Origin of the sequence: Tabrizicola sp. M-4 (genome assembly GCF_051132405.1) — a bacterium.
Taxonomy (GTDB): domain Bacteria; phylum Pseudomonadota; class Alphaproteobacteria; order Rhodobacterales; family Rhodobacteraceae; genus Paragemmobacter.
Map to the genome: position 1 here is coordinate 45,538 of NZ_CP128606.1, position 21,215 is coordinate 66,752.

22 protein-coding genes are annotated in these 21,215 nt (G+C 66.2%); 18 read left to right on the forward strand and 4 right to left on the reverse strand.

From position 1 onward, the window contains the following. The first annotated feature begins 125 nt into the window (after positions 1-125). From TabM4_RS00215 to TabM4_RS00285, 15 genes are all read left to right on the forward strand, one after another. Positions 126-812: a response regulator transcription factor gene (locus TabM4_RS00215; protein WP_434616724.1), complete on the forward strand. Its 687-nt coding sequence runs from the start codon at positions 126-128 to the stop codon at positions 810-812. A gap of 415 nt (positions 813-1,227) precedes the next feature. Then, on the forward strand, positions 1,228-1,542 hold the full coding sequence (locus tag TabM4_RS00220; RefSeq protein ID WP_434616727.1) for a hypothetical protein: 315 nt from the start codon (positions 1,228-1,230) through the stop codon (positions 1,540-1,542). A 69-nt stretch (positions 1,543-1,611) separates the two neighbouring features. Beyond that, positions 1,612-2,400 carry an exodeoxyribonuclease III gene (locus tag TabM4_RS00225; protein WP_434616730.1) on the forward strand — a complete coding sequence of 263 codons (789 nt, stop codon included), beginning with the start codon at positions 1,612-1,614 and terminating at the stop codon, positions 2,398-2,400. Positions 2,401-2,464: 64 nt separating this feature from the next. Continuing rightward, positions 2,465-2,695 (forward strand): WGR domain-containing protein, encoded by a 231-nt coding sequence (locus tag TabM4_RS00230; protein WP_165046628.1) that lies wholly within the window; start codon positions 2,465-2,467, stop codon positions 2,693-2,695. Positions 2,696-2,698: 3 nt separating this feature from the next. Then, on the forward strand, positions 2,699-3,748 hold the full coding sequence (locus TabM4_RS00235) for a saccharopine dehydrogenase (RefSeq protein ID WP_434616734.1): 1,050 nt from the start codon (positions 2,699-2,701) through the stop codon (positions 3,746-3,748). 87 nt (positions 3,749-3,835) lie between these two features. Continuing rightward, a complete protein-coding gene (locus TabM4_RS00240; protein ID WP_434616737.1) occupies positions 3,836-4,978 on the forward strand; it encodes a saccharopine dehydrogenase family protein in 1,143 nt (380 codons plus the stop codon). 119 nt (positions 4,979-5,097) lie between these two features. Continuing rightward, positions 5,098-6,822, forward strand: coding sequence for a heparinase II/III family protein (locus tag TabM4_RS00245; protein WP_434616740.1), 1,725 nt, complete (start codon positions 5,098-5,100; stop codon positions 6,820-6,822). A 29-nt stretch (positions 6,823-6,851) separates the two neighbouring features. Then, positions 6,852-8,438, forward strand: coding sequence for a bifunctional phosphoribosylaminoimidazolecarboxamide formyltransferase/IMP cyclohydrolase (purH, locus tag TabM4_RS00250; protein WP_434616743.1), 1,587 nt, complete (start codon positions 6,852-6,854; stop codon positions 8,436-8,438). Between the two features lie 13 nt (positions 8,439-8,451). After that, positions 8,452-8,958 (forward strand): signal peptidase II, encoded by a 507-nt coding sequence (lspA, locus tag TabM4_RS00255; protein ID WP_434616746.1) that lies wholly within the window; start codon positions 8,452-8,454, stop codon positions 8,956-8,958. Positions 8,959-9,010: 52 nt separating this feature from the next. Continuing rightward, positions 9,011-9,550, forward strand: coding sequence for a DUF3035 domain-containing protein (locus TabM4_RS00260; RefSeq protein ID WP_434616749.1), 540 nt, complete (start codon positions 9,011-9,013; stop codon positions 9,548-9,550). 92 nt (positions 9,551-9,642) lie between these two features. After that, positions 9,643-10,980 (forward strand): M16 family metallopeptidase, encoded by a 1,338-nt coding sequence (locus TabM4_RS00265; RefSeq protein WP_434616752.1) that lies wholly within the window; start codon positions 9,643-9,645, stop codon positions 10,978-10,980. Next, positions 10,977-12,296, forward strand: a complete 1,320-nt coding sequence (locus TabM4_RS00270; RefSeq protein WP_434616755.1) for a M16 family metallopeptidase — start codon at positions 10,977-10,979, stop codon at positions 12,294-12,296. The genes TabM4_RS00265 and TabM4_RS00270 overlap by 4 nt, the downstream gene beginning before the upstream one ends. Before the next feature lie 57 nt (positions 12,297-12,353). Continuing rightward, the gene (gene mutL / locus TabM4_RS00275; protein WP_434616758.1) at positions 12,354-14,207 is read left to right on the forward strand and encodes a DNA mismatch repair endonuclease MutL; all 1,854 of its coding nucleotides are present in this window, start codon (positions 12,354-12,356) and stop codon (positions 14,205-14,207) included. Further along, positions 14,204-15,361: a DNA recombination protein RmuC gene (locus TabM4_RS00280; protein WP_434616761.1), complete on the forward strand. Its 1,158-nt coding sequence runs from the start codon at positions 14,204-14,206 to the stop codon at positions 15,359-15,361. The genes mutL and TabM4_RS00280 overlap by 4 nt, the downstream gene beginning before the upstream one ends. Beyond that, positions 15,358-15,888, forward strand: a complete 531-nt coding sequence (locus TabM4_RS00285; protein WP_434616764.1) for a HutD/Ves family protein — start codon at positions 15,358-15,360, stop codon at positions 15,886-15,888. Before TabM4_RS00280 ends, TabM4_RS00285 begins: the two co-directional genes overlap by 4 nt. Here the strand turns inward: TabM4_RS00285 and TabM4_RS00290 are convergent. From TabM4_RS00290 to TabM4_RS00305, 4 genes are all read right to left on the reverse strand, one after another. Then, a complete protein-coding gene (locus TabM4_RS00290) occupies positions 15,870-16,151 on the reverse strand; it encodes a type II toxin-antitoxin system RelE/ParE family toxin (RefSeq protein WP_434616767.1) in 282 nt (93 codons plus the stop codon). The two genes, TabM4_RS00285 and TabM4_RS00290, sit on opposite strands and share 19 nt — an antisense overlap. Before the next feature lie 8 nt (positions 16,152-16,159). Continuing rightward, positions 16,160-16,345: a hypothetical protein gene (locus tag TabM4_RS00295; RefSeq protein ID WP_434616770.1), complete on the reverse strand. Its 186-nt coding sequence runs from the start codon at positions 16,343-16,345 to the stop codon at positions 16,160-16,162. Between the two features lie 99 nt (positions 16,346-16,444). After that, positions 16,445-17,089: a ChrR family anti-sigma-E factor gene (locus TabM4_RS00300; protein WP_434616773.1), complete on the reverse strand. Its 645-nt coding sequence runs from the start codon at positions 17,087-17,089 to the stop codon at positions 16,445-16,447. Between the two features lie 15 nt (positions 17,090-17,104). Then, positions 17,105-17,755 (reverse strand): sigma-70 family RNA polymerase sigma factor, encoded by a 651-nt coding sequence (locus TabM4_RS00305; protein WP_434616776.1) that lies wholly within the window; start codon positions 17,753-17,755, stop codon positions 17,105-17,107. A 159-nt stretch (positions 17,756-17,914) separates the two neighbouring features. On the opposite strand from TabM4_RS00305, the gene TabM4_RS00310 reads away from it, so the two are divergent. The 3 genes from TabM4_RS00310 to TabM4_RS00320 are packed head-to-tail and all read left to right on the forward strand — an operon-like array spanning position 17,915 to position 21,215. Next, positions 17,915-19,210 carry an NAD(P)/FAD-dependent oxidoreductase gene (locus tag TabM4_RS00310; RefSeq protein WP_434616779.1) on the forward strand — a complete coding sequence of 432 codons (1,296 nt, stop codon included), beginning with the start codon at positions 17,915-17,917 and terminating at the stop codon, positions 19,208-19,210. After that, the gene (locus TabM4_RS00315) at positions 19,207-19,959 is read left to right on the forward strand and encodes a DUF1365 domain-containing protein (RefSeq protein ID WP_434616782.1); all 753 of its coding nucleotides are present in this window, start codon (positions 19,207-19,209) and stop codon (positions 19,957-19,959) included. Before TabM4_RS00310 ends, TabM4_RS00315 begins: the two co-directional genes overlap by 4 nt. Beyond that, positions 19,956-21,215, forward strand: coding sequence for an MFS transporter (locus tag TabM4_RS00320; protein WP_434616784.1), 1,260 nt, complete (start codon positions 19,956-19,958; stop codon positions 21,213-21,215). The genes TabM4_RS00315 and TabM4_RS00320 overlap by 4 nt, the downstream gene beginning before the upstream one ends.

The window sequence follows — 21,215 nt, forward strand, 5'->3', positions numbered from 1 at the left end:
ATGCGCAGAAAATTGAAACATTCCGCCAGACTGTGACACGACCGCGTGAGTCCGCCGCAGCAATTCTTGTCGCAACCGCGACCGGGGCGCATGTGAAGGCCAACGGACAGCAACGGAGGCTCCCGATGGGCACCCTGAGAAAGATCCTTCTCGTCGACGATGACGATGACCTGCGCGAAGCGCTCAGCGAACAGCTCGTGATGACCGAGGATTTCGACGTGTTCGAGGCCCGCACCGGCGCCGAAGGCATGGAAAAGGCCAAGCTCGGCCATTACGACCTCGTCATCCTCGACGTGGGCCTGCCCGATACCGACGGCCGCGAACTCTGCCGCCGGATGCGCAAGGGCGGGGTCAAATGCCCCATCCTCATGCTGACCGGGCATGATTCGGATGCCGACACCATCCTCGGCCTCGACTCTGGCGCCAACGACTACGTCACCAAGCCATTCAAGTTCCCAGTGTTGCTCGCGCGCATCAGGGCGCAACTGCGCCAGCACGAACAATCCGAAGACGCGATCTTCCAGCTTGGCCCCTACACCTTCAAGCCCGCGCAGAAGATGCTGGTCGACGAAAAGGAAAAGAAGATCCGCCTGACGGAAAAGGAAACCAATATCCTGAAGTTCCTCTACCGCGCACAACAAGGGGTTGTGGCCCGCGACGTGCTTCTGCATGAGGTCTGGGGGTATAACGCCGGGGTCACCACCCACACGCTGGAAACCCACATCTACCGCCTGCGCCAGAAGATCGAACCCGATCCCTCCAATGCCCGCCTGCTGGTCACCGAAAGCGGCGGTTACAGATTGGTGGCCTGACGATCTTATTGTCGCCTGATTCACTACCTATATACGCTTTCGTGCGATGGTGATCGCACCCAAGGTTCCCCTTGCCGTGTCGGGGTTATGGCACGGCATCCTCCCTGTTGGACTTGGCCGGGCCTCGCGCCCGGCCTTTTTTTCTTCCGCCCCGCCGCCCCACCTGCCCTGTTTCCACATAGGAAACGATGCCCCCGGAATGTTGACTTACGTCAAAGAAACATCTGCCGTTCCAGATTACATCTACTGTACCTCCCTGTTGGACTGCGGCCCGGGCATCCCTGCTCGGGCCTTTCTTTTTCCCCCTGCCCGGCCCGATACTTCAGTATAGCCACGCGCCATCTCCCCGATTGGCACGATTCGTGTATGACCGATGCGCCGCAAATGTCTTGCGGTGTTCATTGTGGAGCATTCCATGCGTTTCGGTCTCGCGTCCGTCCTTGCGGCGCTCGTTGCTACCCCCGCCCTTGCCGAAGACCTCGTCTTCACCCTCGTCAACGACAGTTCCCACACCATCGTCGAGATGAACGTCTCCCCGGTTGATGAAGAACTCTGGGGCGAGAACATCCTCACCGTCGATGCCGTCGAACCCGGCATGTCGGGCGATGTCACCATCGCCGACGGCCTCGACGTCTGCGAATACGACCTGCGTTTCGTCACCGATGAAGGTGTCGAGGCCAGCAAGACCCAGAACCTCTGCGAGATCAACACCTTCACGGTGAACGATTGATCCGCCTCCGGGCTTGAGCGTCGGGACGGTCGGCCCTAGGGTCTGCCGTCCCTGATGCCGGAGCCCGCAATGCCTTTCACCCTCGCCACCTGGAACATCAACTCCGTCCGCCTGCGCGAGGGTCTGGTCGCCCGCCTCCTGTCCGAAGAGGCCCCCGATATCCTCTGCCTACAGGAATGCAAAAGCCCGGTGGAAAAGATCCCGGTCGAGGCGTTCCAAGCTCTCGGCTACACCCACATGGTCGCCCGTGGGCAAAAGGGTTACAACGGTGTTGCCATCCTGTCGAAACTCCCCCTGCAGGATGCCGGGTCGGTGGATTTCGCGGGCCTCGGCCATGCCCGCCATGTCGCGGCGCGGCTGGATAACGGGGTGGTGATCCACAACTGCTATGTCCCCGCAGGCGGCGATATCCCCGACCGCGACGAGAATGAGAAATTCGGCCAGAAACTCGATTTCCTCACCCATATGCGCGACCATTTCCACGGTGACCGCCCCGCGAAATCCATCCTCGTGGGCGATCTGAACATCGCCCCCCGCGAAGATGACGTCTGGTCGCACAAGCAACTCCTGAAGATCGTCAGTCACACCCCGATCGAGGTGGAACACCTCGCCCAGACACAGGATGCGGGCGCTTGGGTCGATGTCACCCGGCAGGACATCCCTTCTGGCCTCCTCTATTCATGGTGGTCCTACCGCGCCGCCGACTGGGACGCTGCCGACAAGGGCCGCAGGCTCGATCACGTCTGGGCCACCCCCGACATCGCCACCGCCGCCCATGGCAGCCGCATCCTGCGGCCCTGCCGGGGATGGGAACAGCCCTCGGACCACGTCCCCGTCTTCGCCACCTTCGACCTTTGATCCCCTTTCGCGTGGCGACCAATCTGCTAATCCATGCCCCGCAACGGCAAGACGGAGCCGGACAATGCTGACCTTCCTCATGCTGCGCGACACGCGCCCGCGCCCCCGGTTCTACCGGGTCGAGGTCAGCTACAACCTCTTCGGCGAATATTCCGTGTTGCGCGAATGGGGCCAGAGGGGAAAGCGGGGGCAGGCCCTGCTCGTCTGGTTCTCCAACCTGCGCGAGGCCTGCCTTGCCGCCGAACGCTGGCGCAAAAGGGCAGGGCGGCGCGGTTACCGCCCCATGGAAGGATAGACGATGACGCATCTCTGGGTCCGCGCCGAACAGCGCCCTAACGAAGAACGCGTGGGCCTCACGCCCGAAGGCGCCGCCGTACTGGTCAAGGCTGGCATCCGCGTGACTGTCGAGGAAAGCTCGGTCCGCGCCATCCCGATCGACGGCTACAAGGCCGCAGGGTGTGAGATCGCGGCCGAGAACCTCTGGCCCCGCGCCCCGCAGGACGCCATCATCTTCGGCCTGAAGGAACTGCCCGAAGACGGCACCCCGCTCACCCATCGCCACATCATGTTCGGCCATGCCTACAAGGGGCAGCCCGCAGGCCGCGAACTCCTGAAACGGTTCAAGGCGGGCGGCGGCACGCTCTACGATCTTGAATACCTCGTCGACGAATCCGGCCGCCGCGTCGCGGCCTTCGGCTATTGGGCGGGCTTTGCAGGCGCCGCCGTTTCGCTAAAATGCTGGGCCGCGCAGCAACGGGGCGGCATCGCAGGCCCCGTCGCCAAATATCCCGGCAAGGCCGCGCTCATCGCCGATCTGGAAAGCGAACTCGCAGGCCTCCCCCGCCCCCGCGCCATCGTCATCGGCGCGCTGGGCCGCGTCGGCACTGGCGCGTCGGACCTTTGCACCCAGATGGGCGTCGCCGTCACCAAATGGGACATCGCCGAAACCGCGAGCGGCGGGCCGTTCCCGGAGGTGCTGGAGCATGAGATATTCCTCAACTGCATCCTCGCTCGCCCCGGCTGCCCCGTCTTCGTGCCCGCCAGCGCCAAGACCGACCCGCGCAAGCTGACCGTCATCGGCGACATCGCCTGCGATCCGACCTCGGACTTCTCGCCGATCAAGGTCTATGACCGCGCCACCGACTGGGACGCCCCCGCCCTGCGCGTGGCCCACAACCCGCCGCTCGACGTGACGGCCATCGACAACCTTCCCTCCCTCTTGCCCGTCGAAAGCAGCGAGGATTACGCCGCCCAACTCCTGCCCAGCCTGCGCACGTTGACCGACCTGTCATCGGGCGTCTGGGGGCGGGCAAAGGCTGAATACGACCGACATATCGCCGGGCTGTGACGTTCCGGGAACAAATTCCGCTCTCGGAATTTGCAAGAATCTTCGAAGATTTCTGTGGGGCAGGGCCCCACGCAGGAGGATGAAGACATGACGATCCATTGGTGCGGCACCGGCCTTTCCTCGGTTCCCGGCTTGCGGCGGCTGATCGAAGGGGGACACAAGGTTGCGGTCTGGAACCGCACCGTCGAAAAGGCGCGCGAGGCCGTGGGCGACCTCACGCAGGACATCCGCCCCTACAGCCTCGACGCGCTGGCCGCCGCGCTGCAACCGGGCGACGTGGCCATTTCCATGCTCCCCGCCGACCAACATGTCGGCATCGCCAAGGTCTGTCTGGAAAAGGGCGCGCATTTCGTCTCCTCCTCCTACATCGCGCCGGAAATGCGCGCGCTGGATGAGGCCTTCCGCGCCAAGGGCCTGTGTTCGGTGAACGAAGTGGGCCTCGATCCCGGCATCGACCACCTCATGGCGCATGACCTCGTCGCCCGCTACCGCGCGTCCACGGCCTATGATCCGAAGAACACGCTCTCCTTCACCTCCTATTGCGGCGGCGTGCCCAAGATCCCGAACCCCTTCCGCTACAAATTCTCGTGGTCCCCGCTCGGCGTCCTCAAGGCGCTCCGCTCTCCCTCCCGCTCCCTTCGGAACTTCTCCGAACTGCGCGTCAACCGACCGTGGAACGCGATCACCGCCTATGACGCACCGCTGCCCACCCCTGAAAGCTTCGAGGTCTACCCGAACCGCGACAGCTATCCCTTCATGCAGGACTACCGCTTCGATCCCGACTGGCAGGTGAAGGACTTCGTCCGCGGCACCATCCGCCTGAACGGCTGGTCCGAGGCATGGGCCCCCGTATTCCGTGAAATCGAAACGCTGGAAGGCCCCGCAGGCGATGCCCGCCTTGCCGAAATGGCGGCGCAATTCTGGGCCGAGAATTCCTATGACGAAGGCGAACCCGACCGCGTGGTCCTCTTCGTCTCGCTCAAGGCCGAACGGGATGGCAAGACCGTCTGGCACGAGGAATGGGCGATGGATGCATGGGGCGACGCGCGCGGCACCGCCATGGCGCGGCTGGTCTCCATGCCCGTCTCCTTCGCTGTCGAATCGGTGCTGGCCCGCGAAATCCCGGCAGGCGTCCATGCCGCGCCGCATGATCCCAAACTCATCGACAAATGGATGGGGCAGGTGCGGGCGCTGGCGCAATATCTGGAACGTGTCGATCACCTTGCGTGACCGGCACCCCGCGCTTGTGACGTGACAGCACCCCCGCCGCGCGGCTAGACTGCGGCCCAAGGTCCGGGATCAACAGCCGGACCACAACACCCGCATGGGCAGCAGGATACGGGCGAGGCATGGGCGTCATCACCGGTGACAGACCGACCATTGCGCTGGGCACGCGCCTTGCCGTCTGGCGCGCGGGCCTTGCCCGCACGGCCACCGCCTTCCGGTCGCAGCCCGAACCCCGCTCCATCGGCCTCTTCGCCCGTGGGCGGCAACTCGTGGCCGGAAACTTCCTCTTCGCGGGCAAACTGGTGCAGGCGCCCGCCACCGCGATCTGGGACGTCGCCGCCCCCGACAGCGGCTTTTCCGCCGAAACGCAGGGCTTCGTCTGGCTGGACGACCTCGCCGCCTTCGGCGACAGCGCCGCCCGCAAACGCGCGCAGGACTGGACCTATCTCTGGATCGACCGCTTCGGTCATGGCCACGGCCCCGGCTGGACGCCCGACCTCATCGGTCGCCGCCTCATCCGCTGGGTCAACCACGCCGTCCTCCTCCTGCAAGGGCAGGACAAGGCCCGCAGCGACGCCTATTTCCGCAGCCTCACCACCCAGACGCATTTCCTCGCCCGCCGATGGATGCGCGCCGCCCCCGGCCTCCCCCGGTTCGAGGCGCTCACCGGCCTCATCGTCGCGGCCCTTGCGCTGGAGGGGAAGGCGGGTCTGGTCAAAGGTGCCATCACCGCCCTTGCCCGCGATTGCCGGCGCGAGGTGGATGCCGGGGGCGGCATCCCCACCCGCAACCCCGAAGACCTGCTCGAAGTCTTCACCCTGCTGAACTGGGCGGTTCAGGCCCTGTCCGAACAGGACCGCGCGCCGCCCAAGGAACTCACCGACGCCATCGCCCGCATCGCCCCCACCCTGCGCGCCCTGCGCCATGCCGACGGGGGTCTTGCCCGCTTCCACGGCGGCGGGCGCGGCATCGAGGGGCGGCTCGATTCCGCCCTCGCCGCCTCCGGCATCCGGGCCGCTCCCTCCGCCTCCCTTCCCGCCATGGGCTATGTCCGCCTCTCTTCGGGCCGGACCAGCGTCATCGTCGATGCCGCCCCGCCCCCCGATGCCCGCGCCGGGGGCGAGGCGCATGCCTCCACCCTCGCCTTCGAACTCACCTCCGGGCGTCGTCCCCTCATCGTCTCCTGCGGTTCCGGCCGCCCCTTCGGCGAGGATTGGCAACTCGCCGGTCGCGCCACCGCCTCCCATTCCACCCTTTCGCTCGACGGCTCCTCCTCCTCCCGCCTCGGCAAGGGCGGGCCCGATTTCGCCACCCGCGCCCCCGTCACCGCCCTCCAGATCGCGCAGGACAGCGGCGGTCACCACCTCTCCGCCGCCCATGGCGGATGGCAGGGCAGCCATGGCCTCACCCATTCTCGCATCCTCACGCTCGATGCCCATGGCCGCCGCCTCACCGGCACCGACCTGCTCGAGGCGCGCAGCCCCTACGATCTGAAACGCCTCTCGGCCATCTTCGCGCAGGCCCCCGAAGGCATCGGCTTCGCCATCCGCTTCCACCTTCACCCCGATGTCGATGCCACGCTCGACATGGGCGGCAATGCCGTCTCCATGGCGCTCAAATCCGGCGAGATCTGGGTTTTCCGCCACGATGGCATCGGCAAACTGTCGCTTGATGCATCGGTCTATCTGGAAAAAGGGCGTTTGCAGCCCCGCGCCACGCGTCAGATCGTCCTTTCCGCGCAAGCAGGCGCCTTTGAAACCCGGATCGGCTGGACCTTGGCCAAGGCACAGGATACTCCCCTCGCCATCCGCGATCTGGACCGCGAGGAATTGCCGGTTCCGGTCTGACCGTATCCGTTACCCGGGGGGTGCCGCCCATGACCAACCTCGTTCCCATCGGCCGCGCGCTGATTTCCGTCTCCGACAAATCCGGCCTGCTCGATCTCGCCCGCGCCCTCGCCGCGCGGGGGGTGGAACTCATCTCCACCGGCGGCACTTCCGGCATGCTGCGCACGGCGGGCCTTCCCGTCCGCGACGTCTCGGACGTGACGGGCTTCCCCGAGATGATGGATGGCCGGGTCAAGACGCTGCACCCCAATGTCCACGGCGCGCTTCTGGCGCTGCGCGATGATGACGAACACCTCCTCGCTATGGCCGCGCATGGCATCGAACCCATCGACCTCCTCATCGTGAACCTCTACCCGTTCGAGGAGACGGTCGCCAAAGGCGCCGACCACGCCACCTGCATCGAGAATATCGACATCGGCGGTCCCGCCATGATCCGCGCGGCCTCCAAGAACCACAAATTCGTCACCGTGCTGACGGACCCCGCCGACTACCAGCCGCTGCTCGATCAACTCGCCGCCCATGACGGGGCCACCACCATGGCCTTCCGTCAGAAGATGGCGCTCACCGCCTATTCCCGCACCGCCGCCTATGATGCCGCCGTGTCCAACTGGCTGGCTGGCCAGATCGGCGAAACCGCGCCCCGCTATCGTTCCTTCGCGGGCAAACTGGCCCAGACCCTGCGCTATGGCGAAAACCCGCACCAATCGGCGGCCTTCTACACCGATGGCTCCCGCCGCGAAGGTGTGGCGACCGCGCGGCAGTGGCAGGGCAAGGAACTCTCCTACAACAACATCAACGACACCGACGCCGCCTTCGAACTGGTGGCCGAATTCGCGGGCGACCAACCCGCCTGCGCCATCATCAAACACGCCAATCCCTGCGGCGTCGCCACGGGCGCGACACTGGCCGAGGCCTACGCCCGCGCCTATGACTGCGACCGCACCTCCGCTTTCGGCGGCATCGTCGCCCTGAACCAGCCGCTCGACGCCGCCACGGCGGAAAAGATCACCGAAATCTTCACCGAAGTCGTGATCGCCCCCGGCGCGTCCGACGAGGCCCGCGCCATCTTCGCCGCGAAAAAGAACCTCCGCCTCCTCACCACCGCAGGCCTGCCCGATGCCAAGGCGAAAGGCACTGCCTTCAAACAGGTCGCGGGCGGCTTTCTCGTGCAGGACCGCGACGCAGGCATCCTGCATCCCGCCGACCTCAAGGTCGTCACCAAACGCGCGCCGACCGATGCCGAACTGGCCGACCTCCTGTTTGCGTGGAAAGTGGCGAAACACGTCAAATCCAACGCCATCATCTATGTCCGCGATGGTGCCACCGTCGGCGTCGGTGCAGGCCAGATGTCGCGCATCGATTCAACCCGCATCGCCGCCCGCAAATCGCAGGACATGGCCGAGGCGCTGGGCCTCCCCGCGCCCCTCACCAAGGGCTCCGTCGTCGCCTCCGACGCCTTCTTCCCCTTCTCCGACGGTCTTCTCGCCGCGGCCGAGGCCGGGGCAACCGCCATCATCCAGCCCGGCGGCTCAATGCGCGACGACGAGGTGATCGCCGCCGCCGATGCCGCGGGCCTCGCCATGGTCTTCACCGGCATGCGCCACTTCCGCCACTGACAAGGGGTTGCCCATGCGCATCGCAGCAATCACCGCCACCATCATCTTCGTGCTGGATCAGGTCACCAAACTGGCCATCGTCCACGGCCTGAACCTGATCGAACGCGGCGTGATAGAGGTGCTGCCCCCCTACCTGACCTTCCGCATGGCATGGAACCGGGGCATCAATTTCGGCCTCTTCGCGAATGACGCCGATTTCATGCGCTGGATTCTCATCGCCGTGGCACTCGCCATCTCGGCATGGGTCTGGCTCTGGATCCGGCGCGAAGAACCGGGCCGCTGGTCGCAGATTTCCGCAGGCCTTCTCGTCGGCGGGGCGCTCGGCAACGTGATCGACCGCATCGCCTACGGGGCCGTGGCCGATTTCCTGAACGTGTCCTGCTGCGGCATCGAAAATCCCTACGCCTTCAACGTGGCCGATATCTCCATCTTCGCGGGCGCCATCGGCCTGATCCTCTTCACCGGCGGAAATCCGAAGACCCCGGCAAAGCCGTCCACCCGCAAGGGAAAGACCCCGTGACGTCCGGCGCGACATGCGCTAAGACGGGGCAAGACGGATGACGGAGGCAGGCATGCAGGCACAACGGCGTTTCCCCGCCATCGCAGCGGCGATGGTGCTGACGCTTGCGGCATGCGGCAACGGCGACAAGGTGCCTTCGCTGATGAACATCCGCTCGGCGACGGCAGGCCCCGATGAATTCGGGATCATCCCGCCCAAGCCGCTCGAAATGCCCGAAGACATCGCGGCGCTGCCCGAACCCACACCGGGCGGCCCGAACCGCACCGACCGCGACCCGCAGGCCGAGGCCGTCGCCGCCCTTGGCGGCAATCTCGGCCCGCGCGACGGTGTCAACACCGCCCATGCCGGGCTTTACTCCTATGCGGCCCGCTATGGCGTGACCGCAGGTATCCGCGAAACGCTCGCCGCCGAAGACCTCGAATATCGCCGCCAGAACGACGGCCGCCTTCTGGAACGGCTCTTCAACGTGAACGTCTACTTCAAGGCCTATGAGGCGCAGTCGCTCGACCAGCAGGCCGAACTCTGGCGCTGGCGGCGTGCCGGCGTTGCCACCCCCTCCGCCCCGCCCCCGAAAGAGGGCGAAACCCAGTAACAACCGCGTAGGGTCGGGTTGCACCCGGCCCGTCCGCGGCGCACCTTCCCCGCCAAAGGCCGCGCATCCGCGCCGCCCATCCGGAGGACAGGATGCTTCGCTTCCCGGCACTCGCTTTTACGACCCTGCTCATCGCCGCCCCGCCCCTTCACGCGGCGGATGACCTGACATCCTTCACCCTCGACAACGGCCTGAAGGTGGTGGTGATCGAGGATCACCGCGCGCCCGTCGTCGTCCAGATGGTCTGGTATCGCGTCGGTGCGGCCGACGAACCCGAAGGCAAATCCGGTATCGCCCATTTCCTCGAACACCTCATGTTCAAGGGCACCGACGAGGTCGGCCCCGGCGAATTCTCCGCCATCGTCGAGGCACAGGGCGGAAGCGACAACGCCTTCACCAGTTGGGATTACACCGCCTATTTCCAGCGCGTCGCCGCCGACCGCCTCGACCTGATGATGAAGCTCGAGGCAGATCGCATGACCGACCTGCAAATGGCCGAGAACGAGGTCCTCACCGAACGCGACGTCATCCTCGAAGAACGCAATCAACGCACCGATTCCAACCCTGGTGCGCTTCTGGGCGAACAGATGCGCGCCGCGCAATTCCTCAACCACCCCTACGGCCTGCCGATCATCGGCTGGCGGCACGAAATGGAAGGCCTGACCAAACAGGACGCGCTCGACTTCTACCGCCTCCACTACGCCCCGAACAACGCCATCCTCGTCGTTGCGGGCGATGTGACACCCGATCAGGTCCGCACGCTGGCCGAGAAATATTACGGCCCGATCCCCGCCGTGCCTGAAATCGGGCCGCGCAACCGCGTCTCCGAACCGCCGCAACTGGCCGAGCGCCGCATAAAGCTGGCCGATCCCCGCGTCTCCGAACCCTATGTCTCGCGCAGCTACATCGCCCCCGAACGCGATCCCGGCGATCAGGAAAAGGCCGCCGCCCTCGCCATCCTTGCCGAACTCCTCGGCGGCAGCGGCACCACCTCCGTCCTCGCCCGCGCCCTGCAATTCGATCAGCAAAAGGCGGTCTACGCTTCCGCCTTCTATGACGGCACCTCGCTGGATGACACGACCTTCAACCTCGTCGTCGTCCCCACCCCCGACACCACGCTGGAAGAGGCCGAGGCCGCGATGGATGCCGCCATCGCCGATTTCATCGCCAAAGGCCCCGATCCCGAGGCCTTCGCCCGCATCAAGACCCAGATCCGCGCCGCCGACATCTATGCCCGCGACGATTCCGACAGCCGCGCCCGCCGCTATGGCGAGGCCCTCGCCACGGGCCTGACGATCGAGGATGTGCAGGCTTGGCCCGACATACTCGACGCCGTCACGCCCGAAGACGTGGTGCAGGCCGCCAAGGATGTGCTTGACCGCCGCCACGCCGTCACCGGCTATCTCCTGCGCGAGGAACCCGCCCAATGACCTTTCTCCGCCTGATCCCGGCAGCTTTCGGCCTCCTCCTCCTCGCCCTGCCGGCCCGCGCCGCTGTCGATATCCAGACCGTCACCTCCCCCGGCGGCATCACCGCTTGGCTGGTGCAAGAGGATGACATTCCCTTCACTGCCCTCGAAATCCGTTTCCGTGGCGGCTCCAGCCTCGATCCCGCAGGCAAGGAAGGCGCGGTCAACCTGATGACCGCCCTCATCGAGGAAGGTGCGGGCGACATGGACGCGCAGGCCTTCGCCGCCGCCCGCGACAGCCTCGCCGCCTCCTTCCGCTTCTCCTCCGACATCGACACCATCGCCATCTCGGCCCAGTTCCTGACCGAGAACCGCGATCAGGCCATCGACCTGCTGCATCAGGCGCTGATCTCCCCCCGTTTCGATCCCGATGCCATCGAACGCGTCCGCGCGCAGGTCCTCGCTGGCCTCCGGGCCGACGAGAAAGACCCGTCCTCCATCGCTGCCCACATCTTCGACGGGCAGGCCTTCCCCGGTCACCCCTATGCCAATGACGGCGGCGGCACGCTGGACACCGTCCCCGCCCTCACCCGCGACGACCTCCTTGCCGCGCACAAGGCCGCGCTAGCCCGCGACCGCCTCTATGTCGCTGCCGCAGGCGACATCACGCCTCAGGCGCTGGGTGCCCTCCTCGACAAACTCTTCGCAGACCTCCCCGCCACCGGCCCGGCCCTGCCGGACCGCGTTACCCCCGCCATCACGGGTGGCATCACCGTTCAGGAATTCCCCGGCCCGCAATCCACCCTCCGCTTCGGCCATGCCGGGATCAAGCGTGACGATCCCGACTTCTTCGCCGCCACCATCCTGAACGAAGTCCTCGGCGGCGGCCGCTTCTCCGCCCGCCTGATGACCGAAGTCCGCGAAAAGCGTGGCCTCACCTATGGCATCGGCACCTCCCTCGTGGGCTATGACCGCTCCGAACTCGTCCTTGGCCAGACCGCCGTCGCCAATGAACGCGTGGGCGAGGCGGTGCAGGTCATCCGCGACGAATGGGCAAGGATCGCCCGCGACGGCATCACCGAAGAGGAACTCGCCGCCACCAAGACCTATCTCACCGGCGCCTATCCGCTGCGCTTCGATGGCAACGGCCCCCTCGCGACGATCATGGTCAACATGCAACTCATCGGCCTGCCGCCCGACTACCCCAAGACCCGCAACGAAAAGGTAGAGGCGGTCACCATGGAAGACGTCAAACGCGTCGCGGCCAGCCTCTTCAAACCCGAAGACCTGCGCTTCGTCATCGTGGGCCAACCACAGGGGGTTACCCCCAGCGAATAAGGGCGCGGGCCACAGAATCTGTGGCCCCTTCCCCGTCAGCCTGCTAAATATGGGTGCATGAACGCACCCAGCCCCAAAATATCCGGCCCCCAAGGCCGCCCCGTGATCCGCCAACTCGACGAGTCGGCGGTCAACCGCATCGCGGCGGGCGAGGTGGTCGAACGCCCCGCCTCGGCGGTCAAGGAACTGGTCGAAAACGCGCTCGATGCCGGGGCGTCGCGCATCTCCATCGACGTGGCCGATGGCGGCAAGACCCTGATCCGCATCACCGACGACGGCTGCGGCATGACGGGCGACGACCTCCCCCTCGCCCTCTCGCGCCATGCCACGTCCAAGATCGACGGCTCCGATCTCCTCAACATCCACAGCTTCGGCTTCCGGGGCGAGGCGCTGCCCAGCCTCGGCGCGGTGGGCCGCCTGACCATCACCTCCCGCGCCGCAGGCCATGAGGCCGCGACGATCACCGTCGCGGGTGGCCGCATGGCCCCGGTCAAACCCGCTGCCCTCACGCGCGGCACCGTCGTGGAACTGCGCGACCTCTTCTTCGCCACACCCGCGCGCCTGAAATTCCTCCGCTCCGACCGCGCCGAACTGCAGGCCATCACCGAGGTGGTCAAACGCCTCGCCATGGCCGAACCCACCGTCGGTTTCACCCTGCGCGATGCGACGGGCGGGGGCGAAGGCCGCACTCTCTTCCGCGCCGATCCCACCGGGGGTGATTTCTTCGACGCCCTCCACGCCCGCCTCGCCTCGGTCCTCGGGGCGGAATTCATCGAAAACGCCCTGCGCATCGATGCCGAACGCGATGGCCTGCACCTTACGGGCTTCGCTGCGCTTCCCACCTATTCGCGCGGGTCCGCCGTGCAGCAATTCGTCTTCGTCAACGGTCGCCCGGTTCTGGACCGCATGCTCCTTGGCGCCCTGCGCGTCGCCTATTTCGATTTCCTCAGCCGCGACCGCCACCCCGCCGCCGTCCTCAACCTGATCGTCGATCCCGAACGCGTGGACGTCAACGTCCACCCCGCCAAGGCCGAGGTCCGCTTCCGCGAACCCGACGCCGCGCGCTCCCTCATCATCACCGCGTTGCGCAGCGCCCTCTCCGGCGCAGGCCACCGCGCCAGCAGCACCGTGGCCGATGCCACCCTCGCCGCCTTCCGCCCCGAATCCCACCCCGAACCGGCCCCCGCCCCGCGCATCTACCAGATGGACCGCCCCTCGCAGCCCAGCCTGTCGCGCGCCTTCGCCTTTCAGGCCCCGCTCCCGCAACCCGGTTTCGCCGAGGCCCCCTCCGCCCGCGCCGAACCCCCCGCGCCCGACCGCGAAGACACGAACCGCCCGCTGGGGGCGGCCCGCGTCCAGGTCCACGAAAACTACATCATCGCGCAAACCGACACGGGCCTCGTCATCGTCGATCAGCACGCCGCCCATGAACGCCTCGTCTACGAACGCCTGAAACGCCAGATGGCCGAAACCGGCATCGCGGCGCAGGCGCTCCTTATCCCTGAAATCGTTGAACTTTCCCCCACGGATGCCAGCCGTCTCCTCGATCATGCAACCGCGCTCTCGCGCCTTGGCCTGACCATCGAACCCTTCGGCGGCACCGCCGTCGCCGTCCGCGAAACCCCCGCCATCCTCGGCCCCGTCAACGCGGCGAATCTCCTGCGCGACATCCTCGACGAACTCGCCGATCAGGGCGACAGCCTCCTCGTGCAGGCCAAAGTGGAGGCCGTCCTCTCTCGCATGGCCTGCCACGGCTCCATCCGCTCCGGCCGCCAGATGCGCGCCGAAGAGATGAACGCCCTCCTGCGCGAGATGGAGGCAACGCCCCATTCCGGCCAGTGCAACCACGGCCGTCCCACCTATGTCGAACTCAAGCTGTCCGATATCGAACGGCTCTTCGGAAGACGATGATGAACATCCTCGGCACCCCCTACGCCTGGAACGACCCGGCGATCCTCGTCGCGGGCGGCATCCTACTGGCGCTCGTCCTCATCCTCCTCCTCACCCTGCGCGCCGCCGCCCGCTCCGCCCGCATGGCCGATCCGATCCTGCGGCAGATGGAATGGATGACCCACCGTGTCCAATCCCTGTCCGAAGGGCAGGAACGCCTCTCGGGCGGTCTGCACCACGTATCCGAGGCCGCCGCGATCAGCCAATCCTCCATGCTCAAGCTCATGGAACAGCGCCTCGCCGATGTGCAGCGCCAGATGACCGAGGCGCTGCACGGCACCTCCACCCGCACCGCCCGCAGCCTTGGCGAACTCCAGCAGCGGCTGGAAACCATCGACCGCGCGCAGGCCAATATCGAAAAACTCTCCGGCAACGTCCTCTCGCTTCAGGATATCCTCTCGAACAAGCAGACTCGCGGCGCTTTCGGGGAAATCCAGCTCACCGACATCGTGCAAAAGGCCCTCCCCTCCGACAGCTTCACGCTTCAGGCGACGCTGTCCAACGGCCGCCGCGCCGATTGCCTCGTCCACCTGCCCAAACCGCCAGGCCCCATCGTCATCGACGCCAAATTCCCGCTGGAGGCCTACGAGGCCCTCCGCCGCGCCGAAACGCCCCAGCAACTGGTCGAGGCGCAGCGCCTCCTCCGCACCGCCGTGCGCGCCCATATCAAGGCGATCTCCGAAAAATACATCCTCGAAGGCGAAACCGCCGACGGCGCGCTGATGTTCCTGCCGTCCGAGGCGGTCTATGCCGAACTCCACGCCAATTTCCCCGAAATCGTCCGCGAAGGCTTCGCCGCCAAGGTCTGGATCGTCTCGCCCACCACCTGCATGGCCACGCTGAACACCATGCGCGCCGTGCTGAAGGACGCGCGCATGCGTGAACAGGCGGGCGCGATCCGCAAGGAACTCGCCCTGCTCTATTCCGATGTGGAACGCCTTGGCACGCGCGTCGAAAACCTCGATCGCCATTTCGGTCAGGCGCAGCGTGATATCGATGAAATCAAGATCTCCACCGAAAAGGCCACCAAACGCGCCCGCCGCCTCGACAATTTCGATTTCGAGGAATTGGGAACCCCCGGCACCCCCCTGATCGGCCCGCAGGCGGCGGAATGATCCACCTCACCCCGGCCCATTACACCCGCCAGCCATGGAAGAATGGCAAGGGAACCACCACGGAATTGTTCCGAATCGAACAAGATGGTTCCATCCGGTGCCGTCTTTCCATGGCAACCGTCGCGGAAGACGGCCCTTTCTCCCTTTTCCCCGGCATCGAACGCAACCTGACCGTCCTCACCGGGCCGGGCTTCCACCTCTCCGGCCCCGGCCTCGCGCTCGATTGCCTGCCGCTGCGCCCCGTGGCCTTTCCGGGCGATATCCCCGTCACCGCCTCCGGCACCGACGCAGGCCCCTCTGACGATTTCAACGTGATGACGGCGCGCGCCCTGCCGCGCCCCGATGTCCGCATCCTCTCCGGCGCGGCCACGCTCCCGCCCGGCGACCTGCTGGCCATCTTCGCACTCGGCCCCGTTGGCCTTGCCGGGGCCAGCCTCGCCCCCCACGATCTCCTGCTGACACAGGGCGCCGTCACGCTCGCCTCAGGCACCGCCCTCGCGATCCGCCTTCACGGCCTGACGCTCTGATCCAGACGGCGCAGACGCAGGAACTCCACGCGACCGCCCTCCACCCGATATATCAAGGCAAAGGGCAGGAACGGCACCCGGAACGCCCGCAATCCCGAAGGCGCGGGCAGGGGCAGGCCGATTTCCGGGTTCCGCTTGATCGCCGCCAGCGCCTCGAACAGATGCATCTGTCCCACGCGCGCCTCGGAAGGCAGCGTCCGCCTGTAATGATCCCTCAGCGCGGCCAGATCGTTCCGGGCAGAGATCAGGAAACGCGCCTCCATCGCCGCGGCTATCCGCGCGCGGGCGGCGGCAGGGGTGGCGGCAACTCACCCGAGGTGAACCACGATCCCACCCATTCCTCGACCATGTCGCCAGACACGAACTCGCCGGCATCGGCCTCGGCCAGACGGTCGCGCAACAGGGAAATCTCCCCTGCATCCAGTTCCGCAAGAATGTCGGCAGATTGCTTCAGCATCAAGGACCACCCGAAACTGGACAACACAGGTGTCAACTTAACTCAACAGATGATTCGTCCAAATGCCGAATCCACGATTCGGAATTTTCGTTCTGCCCGTCAGATCCGCAGGAAAGGTTGCGCCAGCCGCGGGATGATCGCGTTGAACTTCAACGGCGCGTCGGTCGCGGCAAGGCAGATGCAAACCTCGCCCTCTTCCGCCACCGGCGTATGCTGCATCGCCTCGTCGGCGATCTCGATATCGCCGGGTCCGAACCTGTCCGTCTCGTCGCGGAAGGCCCCCTGCAGCACCAGCGTCAATTCCAGCCCGCGATGTCCGTGGTCCGGCACAGCCTGCCCGCCCGGAATGTACAGCAACCGGGCCGAGGCATCGCGCCCCGTCGGCAGGATCGCCTGCCGCACACCCTTGCCCAGATTGCGCCATTTCACCTTGTTCAGCCCGCCACCGACATAATCCGCCAGCGGCGCCGGAAAGATCCCCGCCCGCTTCAGCGGCCGCCGTGCCGTCGCCTGCGACAGCCCGCTGATCCTGTCCATGCAGGCGGCAAGGCTGTCATCCGACATCGCCGCCACATCTTCCGTCTCCAGCACCGCACCGCCGACCGCCTCGTAAGAGGCAAGCCGCGCGCGGCAGTCGTCGCACAGCGATACATGGGTCGCCACGACCAGATTGAAGGCCTCGGGCAGGTCGCCTGCCGCGTATGCCATCAGAAGCTGGTCCGTAAGGTGGTGCCTGATGCTCATTCCGTCGTCTCGCCTTCAACTCATCTGCTGGCGCAATCGCTCCAGCGCCAATCTGATGCGCGACTTGATCGTTCCAAGGGGCAATCCCGTTTCCGCGGCAATCTCGCTATGCGAGAGGTCCCCGTAAAAGGCCCGTTCGATCAAGGCGCGCTGTTTCTCGGGCAGTTGGGCCAGCGCACTGCCCAACCGTTCAGTATCCTGCTGCGCCTCCATGACCTCGGCCTGATCGGGTTCAGGCTCCGGCCCCCAGGGCAGTTCTTCCGGCTCGGGCCTCCGCGCCTTGCGCAGCGCGTCGATCCGCCGGTTGCGGGCGATGGTGAAGACCCAGGTCGCCACCGAAGCCCGCGCCGGATCGAAGAGATGTGCCTTCTGCCACAGCGTCGCCATGACATCCTGCGCACATTCCTCGGCCAGCGTGGCATCCGCGCCCGACTTCATCAGGAAGGCCTTCACCCGTGGGGCAAAGTGCCTGAACAGCGCCGCAAACGCCGCCCGGTCCTGATGGTCGCGCACCCGCTGCACAAGCACGGCCCAATCCGTATCCACCTGATCCGCCTGCACGGCGCGGCCATCCTTTCGCGGACTAACCTTCTGTTCCTGCGCAGCATATTGCTGCGCGGACGATGGCGCATCCGTTTTTTCGGCCTGACGTGCATCGAACATCATGGGCCTGTTACGCCCGATGCTGTCCGTTGGATCACAGAGCGGGAAATGTTTCGCGAAATCTGGATGTCAAGTTTCAACTGTCCAAAAAAAATTACACGTTGATCCAATCGCTTCCGGCCTCCGTAGAAACAACAAAGACCAACAGGAGTACCCCCCTTCATGCCGTTCGAGACCCTTGGTTCCGTTCCCCGTCGTATCGCTGTCATCGGGGGGGGCATCTCCGGCATGGCCGCCGCGCATCTGCTGGCCGATGACAATGCGGTGGTCCTCTTCGAATCCGAAAAACGCCTCGGCGGCCACGCCCGCACGTTGATCGCGGGCAAGCGCGGCGATCAACCCGTCGATACCGGCTTCATCGTCTTCAACAAGGTGAACTACCCCAACCTCTTGGGAATGTTCGACAAACTCGACGTTCCTTACGTCGAAAGCAGCATGTCCTTCGGCGCTTCCCTCGACGGTGGGCGCATCGAATACGGCCTCGCCTCCATCGACACCGTCTTCGCCCAGCGCAAGAACCTCGTCTCGCCGCGCTTCCTCGGCATGCTGACCGACATCCTGCGCTTCAACAAGCACGCCCCGCAGGTCGTCCGCCCCGATATGACGATCCGCGACCTTCTGGAAACCCTCGGCACCGGCGACTGGTTCCGCGACTATTACATCACCCCCTTCTCCGGCGCGATCTGGTCCACCCCCACCATGGGCATCCTCGATTTCCCCGCCCATGCCCTTGTGCGCTTCTTCGAAAACCACGCCCTGATGGGGTATGAGGGGCAGCACCAGTGGTACACGGTCAAGGGCGGCTCCATCGAATATGTCCGCCGCCTGCAGGCCTCCCTCACCACCCGCGGCGTCGACATCCGCCTCGGCGCCCCCGTCGCGGCGGTCAAACGCGAGGCGGGCGGCATCCTCATCCGCTGCCATGGCGGCGAATGGGAAATGTTCGATGACGTGGTCTTCGCCACCCATTCCGACATCACCCTCTCCCTTCTGGCCGACCCCACGCCCGCCGAACGCGCGGCCCTCTCCGCCATCCGCTATCAACCGAACGAGGCCATCCTGCACCGCGATCCCTCGGTCATGCCGAAAAGCCGCAAATGCTGGGCCTCATGGGCCTATGTCGAACCCAAGGGCGGCGCGCAGGGCAAGATCGACCTCAGCTATTGGATGAACTCGCTCCAGCCCATCCCGCAGGATGACCCGATCTTCGTCACCCTCAATTCCAACGGCGGCATCGACGACAGGCTGATCGACGATGTCACCACCTTCCATCACCCCGTCTATGATCTCGCCGCGCTCGAGGCGCAGGGAAAAATCCGCGCCATGAATGGCACGCTCAACACGTGGTACGCAGGCGCATGGATGCGCTCCGGCTTCCACGAGGACGGCTTCGCCTCGGCGGTCGACGTGGTGGAGGCGATGCGCTCCGGCGCAAGGGAAAGGCAGCTTGTCGCATGACCGACGTCGACCTGATCCGGGGCGAAACCTTCCACGGTCGCAAGGGGGCCATCGCCAACAGCTTCCGCTATTCGGTGGATTACGTCCTCCTGAACCCCGACCGCGCGCGCGGTCCCTCGCTCTTCTCCCGCAACCGCCGCAACCTTACGGCGGTGCATGATGCCGATTACGGCGGTGCCCCCGGCAAGGGGCGCGGGACGGCATGGGTGCGCGAGGTCCTCGCCGCCCACGATCTGCCGGGCGCCGATGAGATCCTCCTCCTCGGCCAGCCCCGCGTCCTCGGCCATGTCTTCAACCCCGTCAGCTTCTGGCTCTGCCACGACCATCTCGGCAACCTGCGCACGGTGATCGCCGAAGTCTCCAACACCTATGGCGACCGCCATTCCTACCTCTGCTTCCGCGACGATCACGGGCCGATCACCCGGACCGACACGATCACCGCGCGCAAGATCTTCCACGTCTCGCCCTTCCAGCCGCTCGAAGGCGGCTACGCCTTCCGCTTCGACATCCGCCCCGACCGCATCGGCGTCTGGATCGACTACACCTCGCAGGATGGCGGGCTCTACACCAACCTCATCGGCCCCCGCGTGCCGCTCACAAACCGCGAAATCCTGAAGGCCTCGCTGCGCCGCCCCCTCGGCTCGCGCCGCGTGCTGGCGCTGATCCACTGGCAGGCGCTGAAACTGGCGCTCAAGGGCGTCAAGTTCCGCAACCGCCCCACGCCCCCCCCGCAGGAAGTCACCCGATGACCACCGCCCTGCCTGCAATCGCGCCTCGGGCAGGGCTGGCCGGATGGAGCCTCTTCGCCGCGCTCATCGCGATGGCGGGGCTGCCCATCTACATCCACGCCCCGAAATTCTACGTCGACAGTTACGGCGTCTCGCTCGCGGCCCTTGGCGGCACGCTTGCCCTCCTGCGCCTTTTCGATGTGGTGCAGGACCCCGTCCTCGGCTGGCTGGCCGAACTGGGCCGCGCCCGCCGCGGCCTCTGGGTCGCGCTGGCCGCCGCCGTCATGGCCCTGTCGATGCTGGGCCTCTTCGCCGTTGCGCCTCCCGTCGCCCCGCTTCTGTGGTTCGCCATCACCCTGACGGGCCTCTTTTCCGCCTTCTCCTTCCTCACCATCGCCTTCTATGCCGAAGGCGTGGCCAAGGCCGCCTCCCTGGGCCCCCAAGGCCATCTCCGCCTCGCTGGCTGGCGCGAGGGTGGCTCGCTCGCAGGCATCTGCGTCGCGGCGGTCGCCCCCGTGGCGCTGGCATCGCTGACCGATGCGCCCTTCGCCGCCTTCGCCGCGCTCTTCATCCTGCTTGCTATCGCGGCCACGCTGGCCATGCGCGGCCAATGGTCGGGGCAGGGGGCCGGGTTCCAGAACCCGCTCGCCGCCTTCCGCCCCGCGCTGTCCGATGCGCTCGCCCGCCGCCTGCTGCTGATCGCGCTCTTGAACGCCGCCCCCTCGGCGGTCACCTCCACACTCTTCCTCTTCTTCGTCGAAAGCCGCCTGTCCGCCCCCGGCACGGAAGGCCCGCTTCTCCTCCTCTTCTTCCTCGCCGCAGCCCTCTCCACCCCGCTCTGGTCCCGCGCCGCGCAGAAACACAGGGCAAAACGCGTGCTGCTCTCGGCCATGGCGCTCGGCATCGCCTCCTTCATCTGGGCGGCCACTCTGGGTGCGGGCGATGTCGCGGCCTTCGCGGTGATCTGCGCCGTCTCCGGCGCGGCGCTCGGGGCCGATCTCGTCCTTCTCCCCGCGCTCTTCGCCCGCCGCCTCGGCCAACTCGGCCAAGGCGGAGAGGCGGCAGCCTTCGGCCTCTGGTCCTTCGTCTCGAAACTCTCGCTCGCCCTCGCGGCGGCGACCCTCCTGCCCGCACTTCAGGCGGCAGGCTTCACCCCCGGCGCGGAAAACGCGCCTTCTGCCCTTTTCACCCTATCTGTCCTGTATGCGCTGGTGCCCTGCGCCCTCAAGGTGCTGTCCATCGCGCTTCTGGCCGCCACCAAAATCCCGGAGGTCTGA

Excerpts from the sequence above, each read along its gene's own strand:
- TabM4_RS00215 (WP_434616724.1), top strand. The coding sequence starts at position 126 with ATGGGCACCCTGAGAAAGATCCTTCTCGTCGACGATGACGATGACCTG.
- TabM4_RS00220 (WP_434616727.1), top strand. The coding sequence starts at position 1,228 with ATGCGTTTCGGTCTCGCGTCCGTCCTTGCGGCGCTCGTTGCTACCCCC.
- TabM4_RS00225 (WP_434616730.1), top strand. The coding sequence starts at position 1,612 with ATGCCTTTCACCCTCGCCACCTGGAACATCAACTCCGTCCGCCTGCGC.
- TabM4_RS00230 (WP_165046628.1), top strand. The coding sequence starts at position 2,465 with ATGCTGACCTTCCTCATGCTGCGCGACACGCGCCCGCGCCCCCGGTTC.
- TabM4_RS00235 (WP_434616734.1), top strand. The coding sequence starts at position 2,699 with ATGACGCATCTCTGGGTCCGCGCCGAACAGCGCCCTAACGAAGAACGC.
- TabM4_RS00240 (WP_434616737.1), top strand. The coding sequence starts at position 3,836 with ATGACGATCCATTGGTGCGGCACCGGCCTTTCCTCGGTTCCCGGCTTG.
- TabM4_RS00245 (WP_434616740.1), top strand. The coding sequence starts at position 5,098 with ATGGGCGTCATCACCGGTGACAGACCGACCATTGCGCTGGGCACGCGC.
- purH (WP_434616743.1), top strand. The coding sequence starts at position 6,852 with ATGACCAACCTCGTTCCCATCGGCCGCGCGCTGATTTCCGTCTCCGAC.
- lspA (WP_434616746.1), top strand. The coding sequence starts at position 8,452 with ATGCGCATCGCAGCAATCACCGCCACCATCATCTTCGTGCTGGATCAG.
- TabM4_RS00260 (WP_434616749.1), top strand. The coding sequence starts at position 9,011 with ATGCAGGCACAACGGCGTTTCCCCGCCATCGCAGCGGCGATGGTGCTG.
- TabM4_RS00265 (WP_434616752.1), top strand. The coding sequence starts at position 9,643 with ATGCTTCGCTTCCCGGCACTCGCTTTTACGACCCTGCTCATCGCCGCC.
- TabM4_RS00270 (WP_434616755.1), top strand. The coding sequence starts at position 10,977 with ATGACCTTTCTCCGCCTGATCCCGGCAGCTTTCGGCCTCCTCCTCCTC.
- mutL (WP_434616758.1), top strand. The coding sequence starts at position 12,354 with ATGAACGCACCCAGCCCCAAAATATCCGGCCCCCAAGGCCGCCCCGTG.
- TabM4_RS00280 (WP_434616761.1), top strand. The coding sequence starts at position 14,204 with ATGATGAACATCCTCGGCACCCCCTACGCCTGGAACGACCCGGCGATC.
- TabM4_RS00285 (WP_434616764.1), top strand. The coding sequence starts at position 15,358 with ATGATCCACCTCACCCCGGCCCATTACACCCGCCAGCCATGGAAGAAT.
- TabM4_RS00290 (WP_434616767.1), bottom strand. The coding sequence starts at position 16,151 with ATGGAGGCGCGTTTCCTGATCTCTGCCCGGAACGATCTGGCCGCGCTG.
- TabM4_RS00295 (WP_434616770.1), bottom strand. The coding sequence starts at position 16,345 with ATGCTGAAGCAATCTGCCGACATTCTTGCGGAACTGGATGCAGGGGAG.
- TabM4_RS00300 (WP_434616773.1), bottom strand. The coding sequence starts at position 17,089 with ATGAGCATCAGGCACCACCTTACGGACCAGCTTCTGATGGCATACGCG.
- TabM4_RS00305 (WP_434616776.1), bottom strand. The coding sequence starts at position 17,755 with ATGATGTTCGATGCACGTCAGGCCGAAAAAACGGATGCGCCATCGTCC.
- TabM4_RS00310 (WP_434616779.1), top strand. The coding sequence starts at position 17,915 with ATGCCGTTCGAGACCCTTGGTTCCGTTCCCCGTCGTATCGCTGTCATC.
- TabM4_RS00315 (WP_434616782.1), top strand. The coding sequence starts at position 19,207 with ATGACCGACGTCGACCTGATCCGGGGCGAAACCTTCCACGGTCGCAAG.
- TabM4_RS00320 (WP_434616784.1), top strand. The coding sequence starts at position 19,956 with ATGACCACCGCCCTGCCTGCAATCGCGCCTCGGGCAGGGCTGGCCGGA.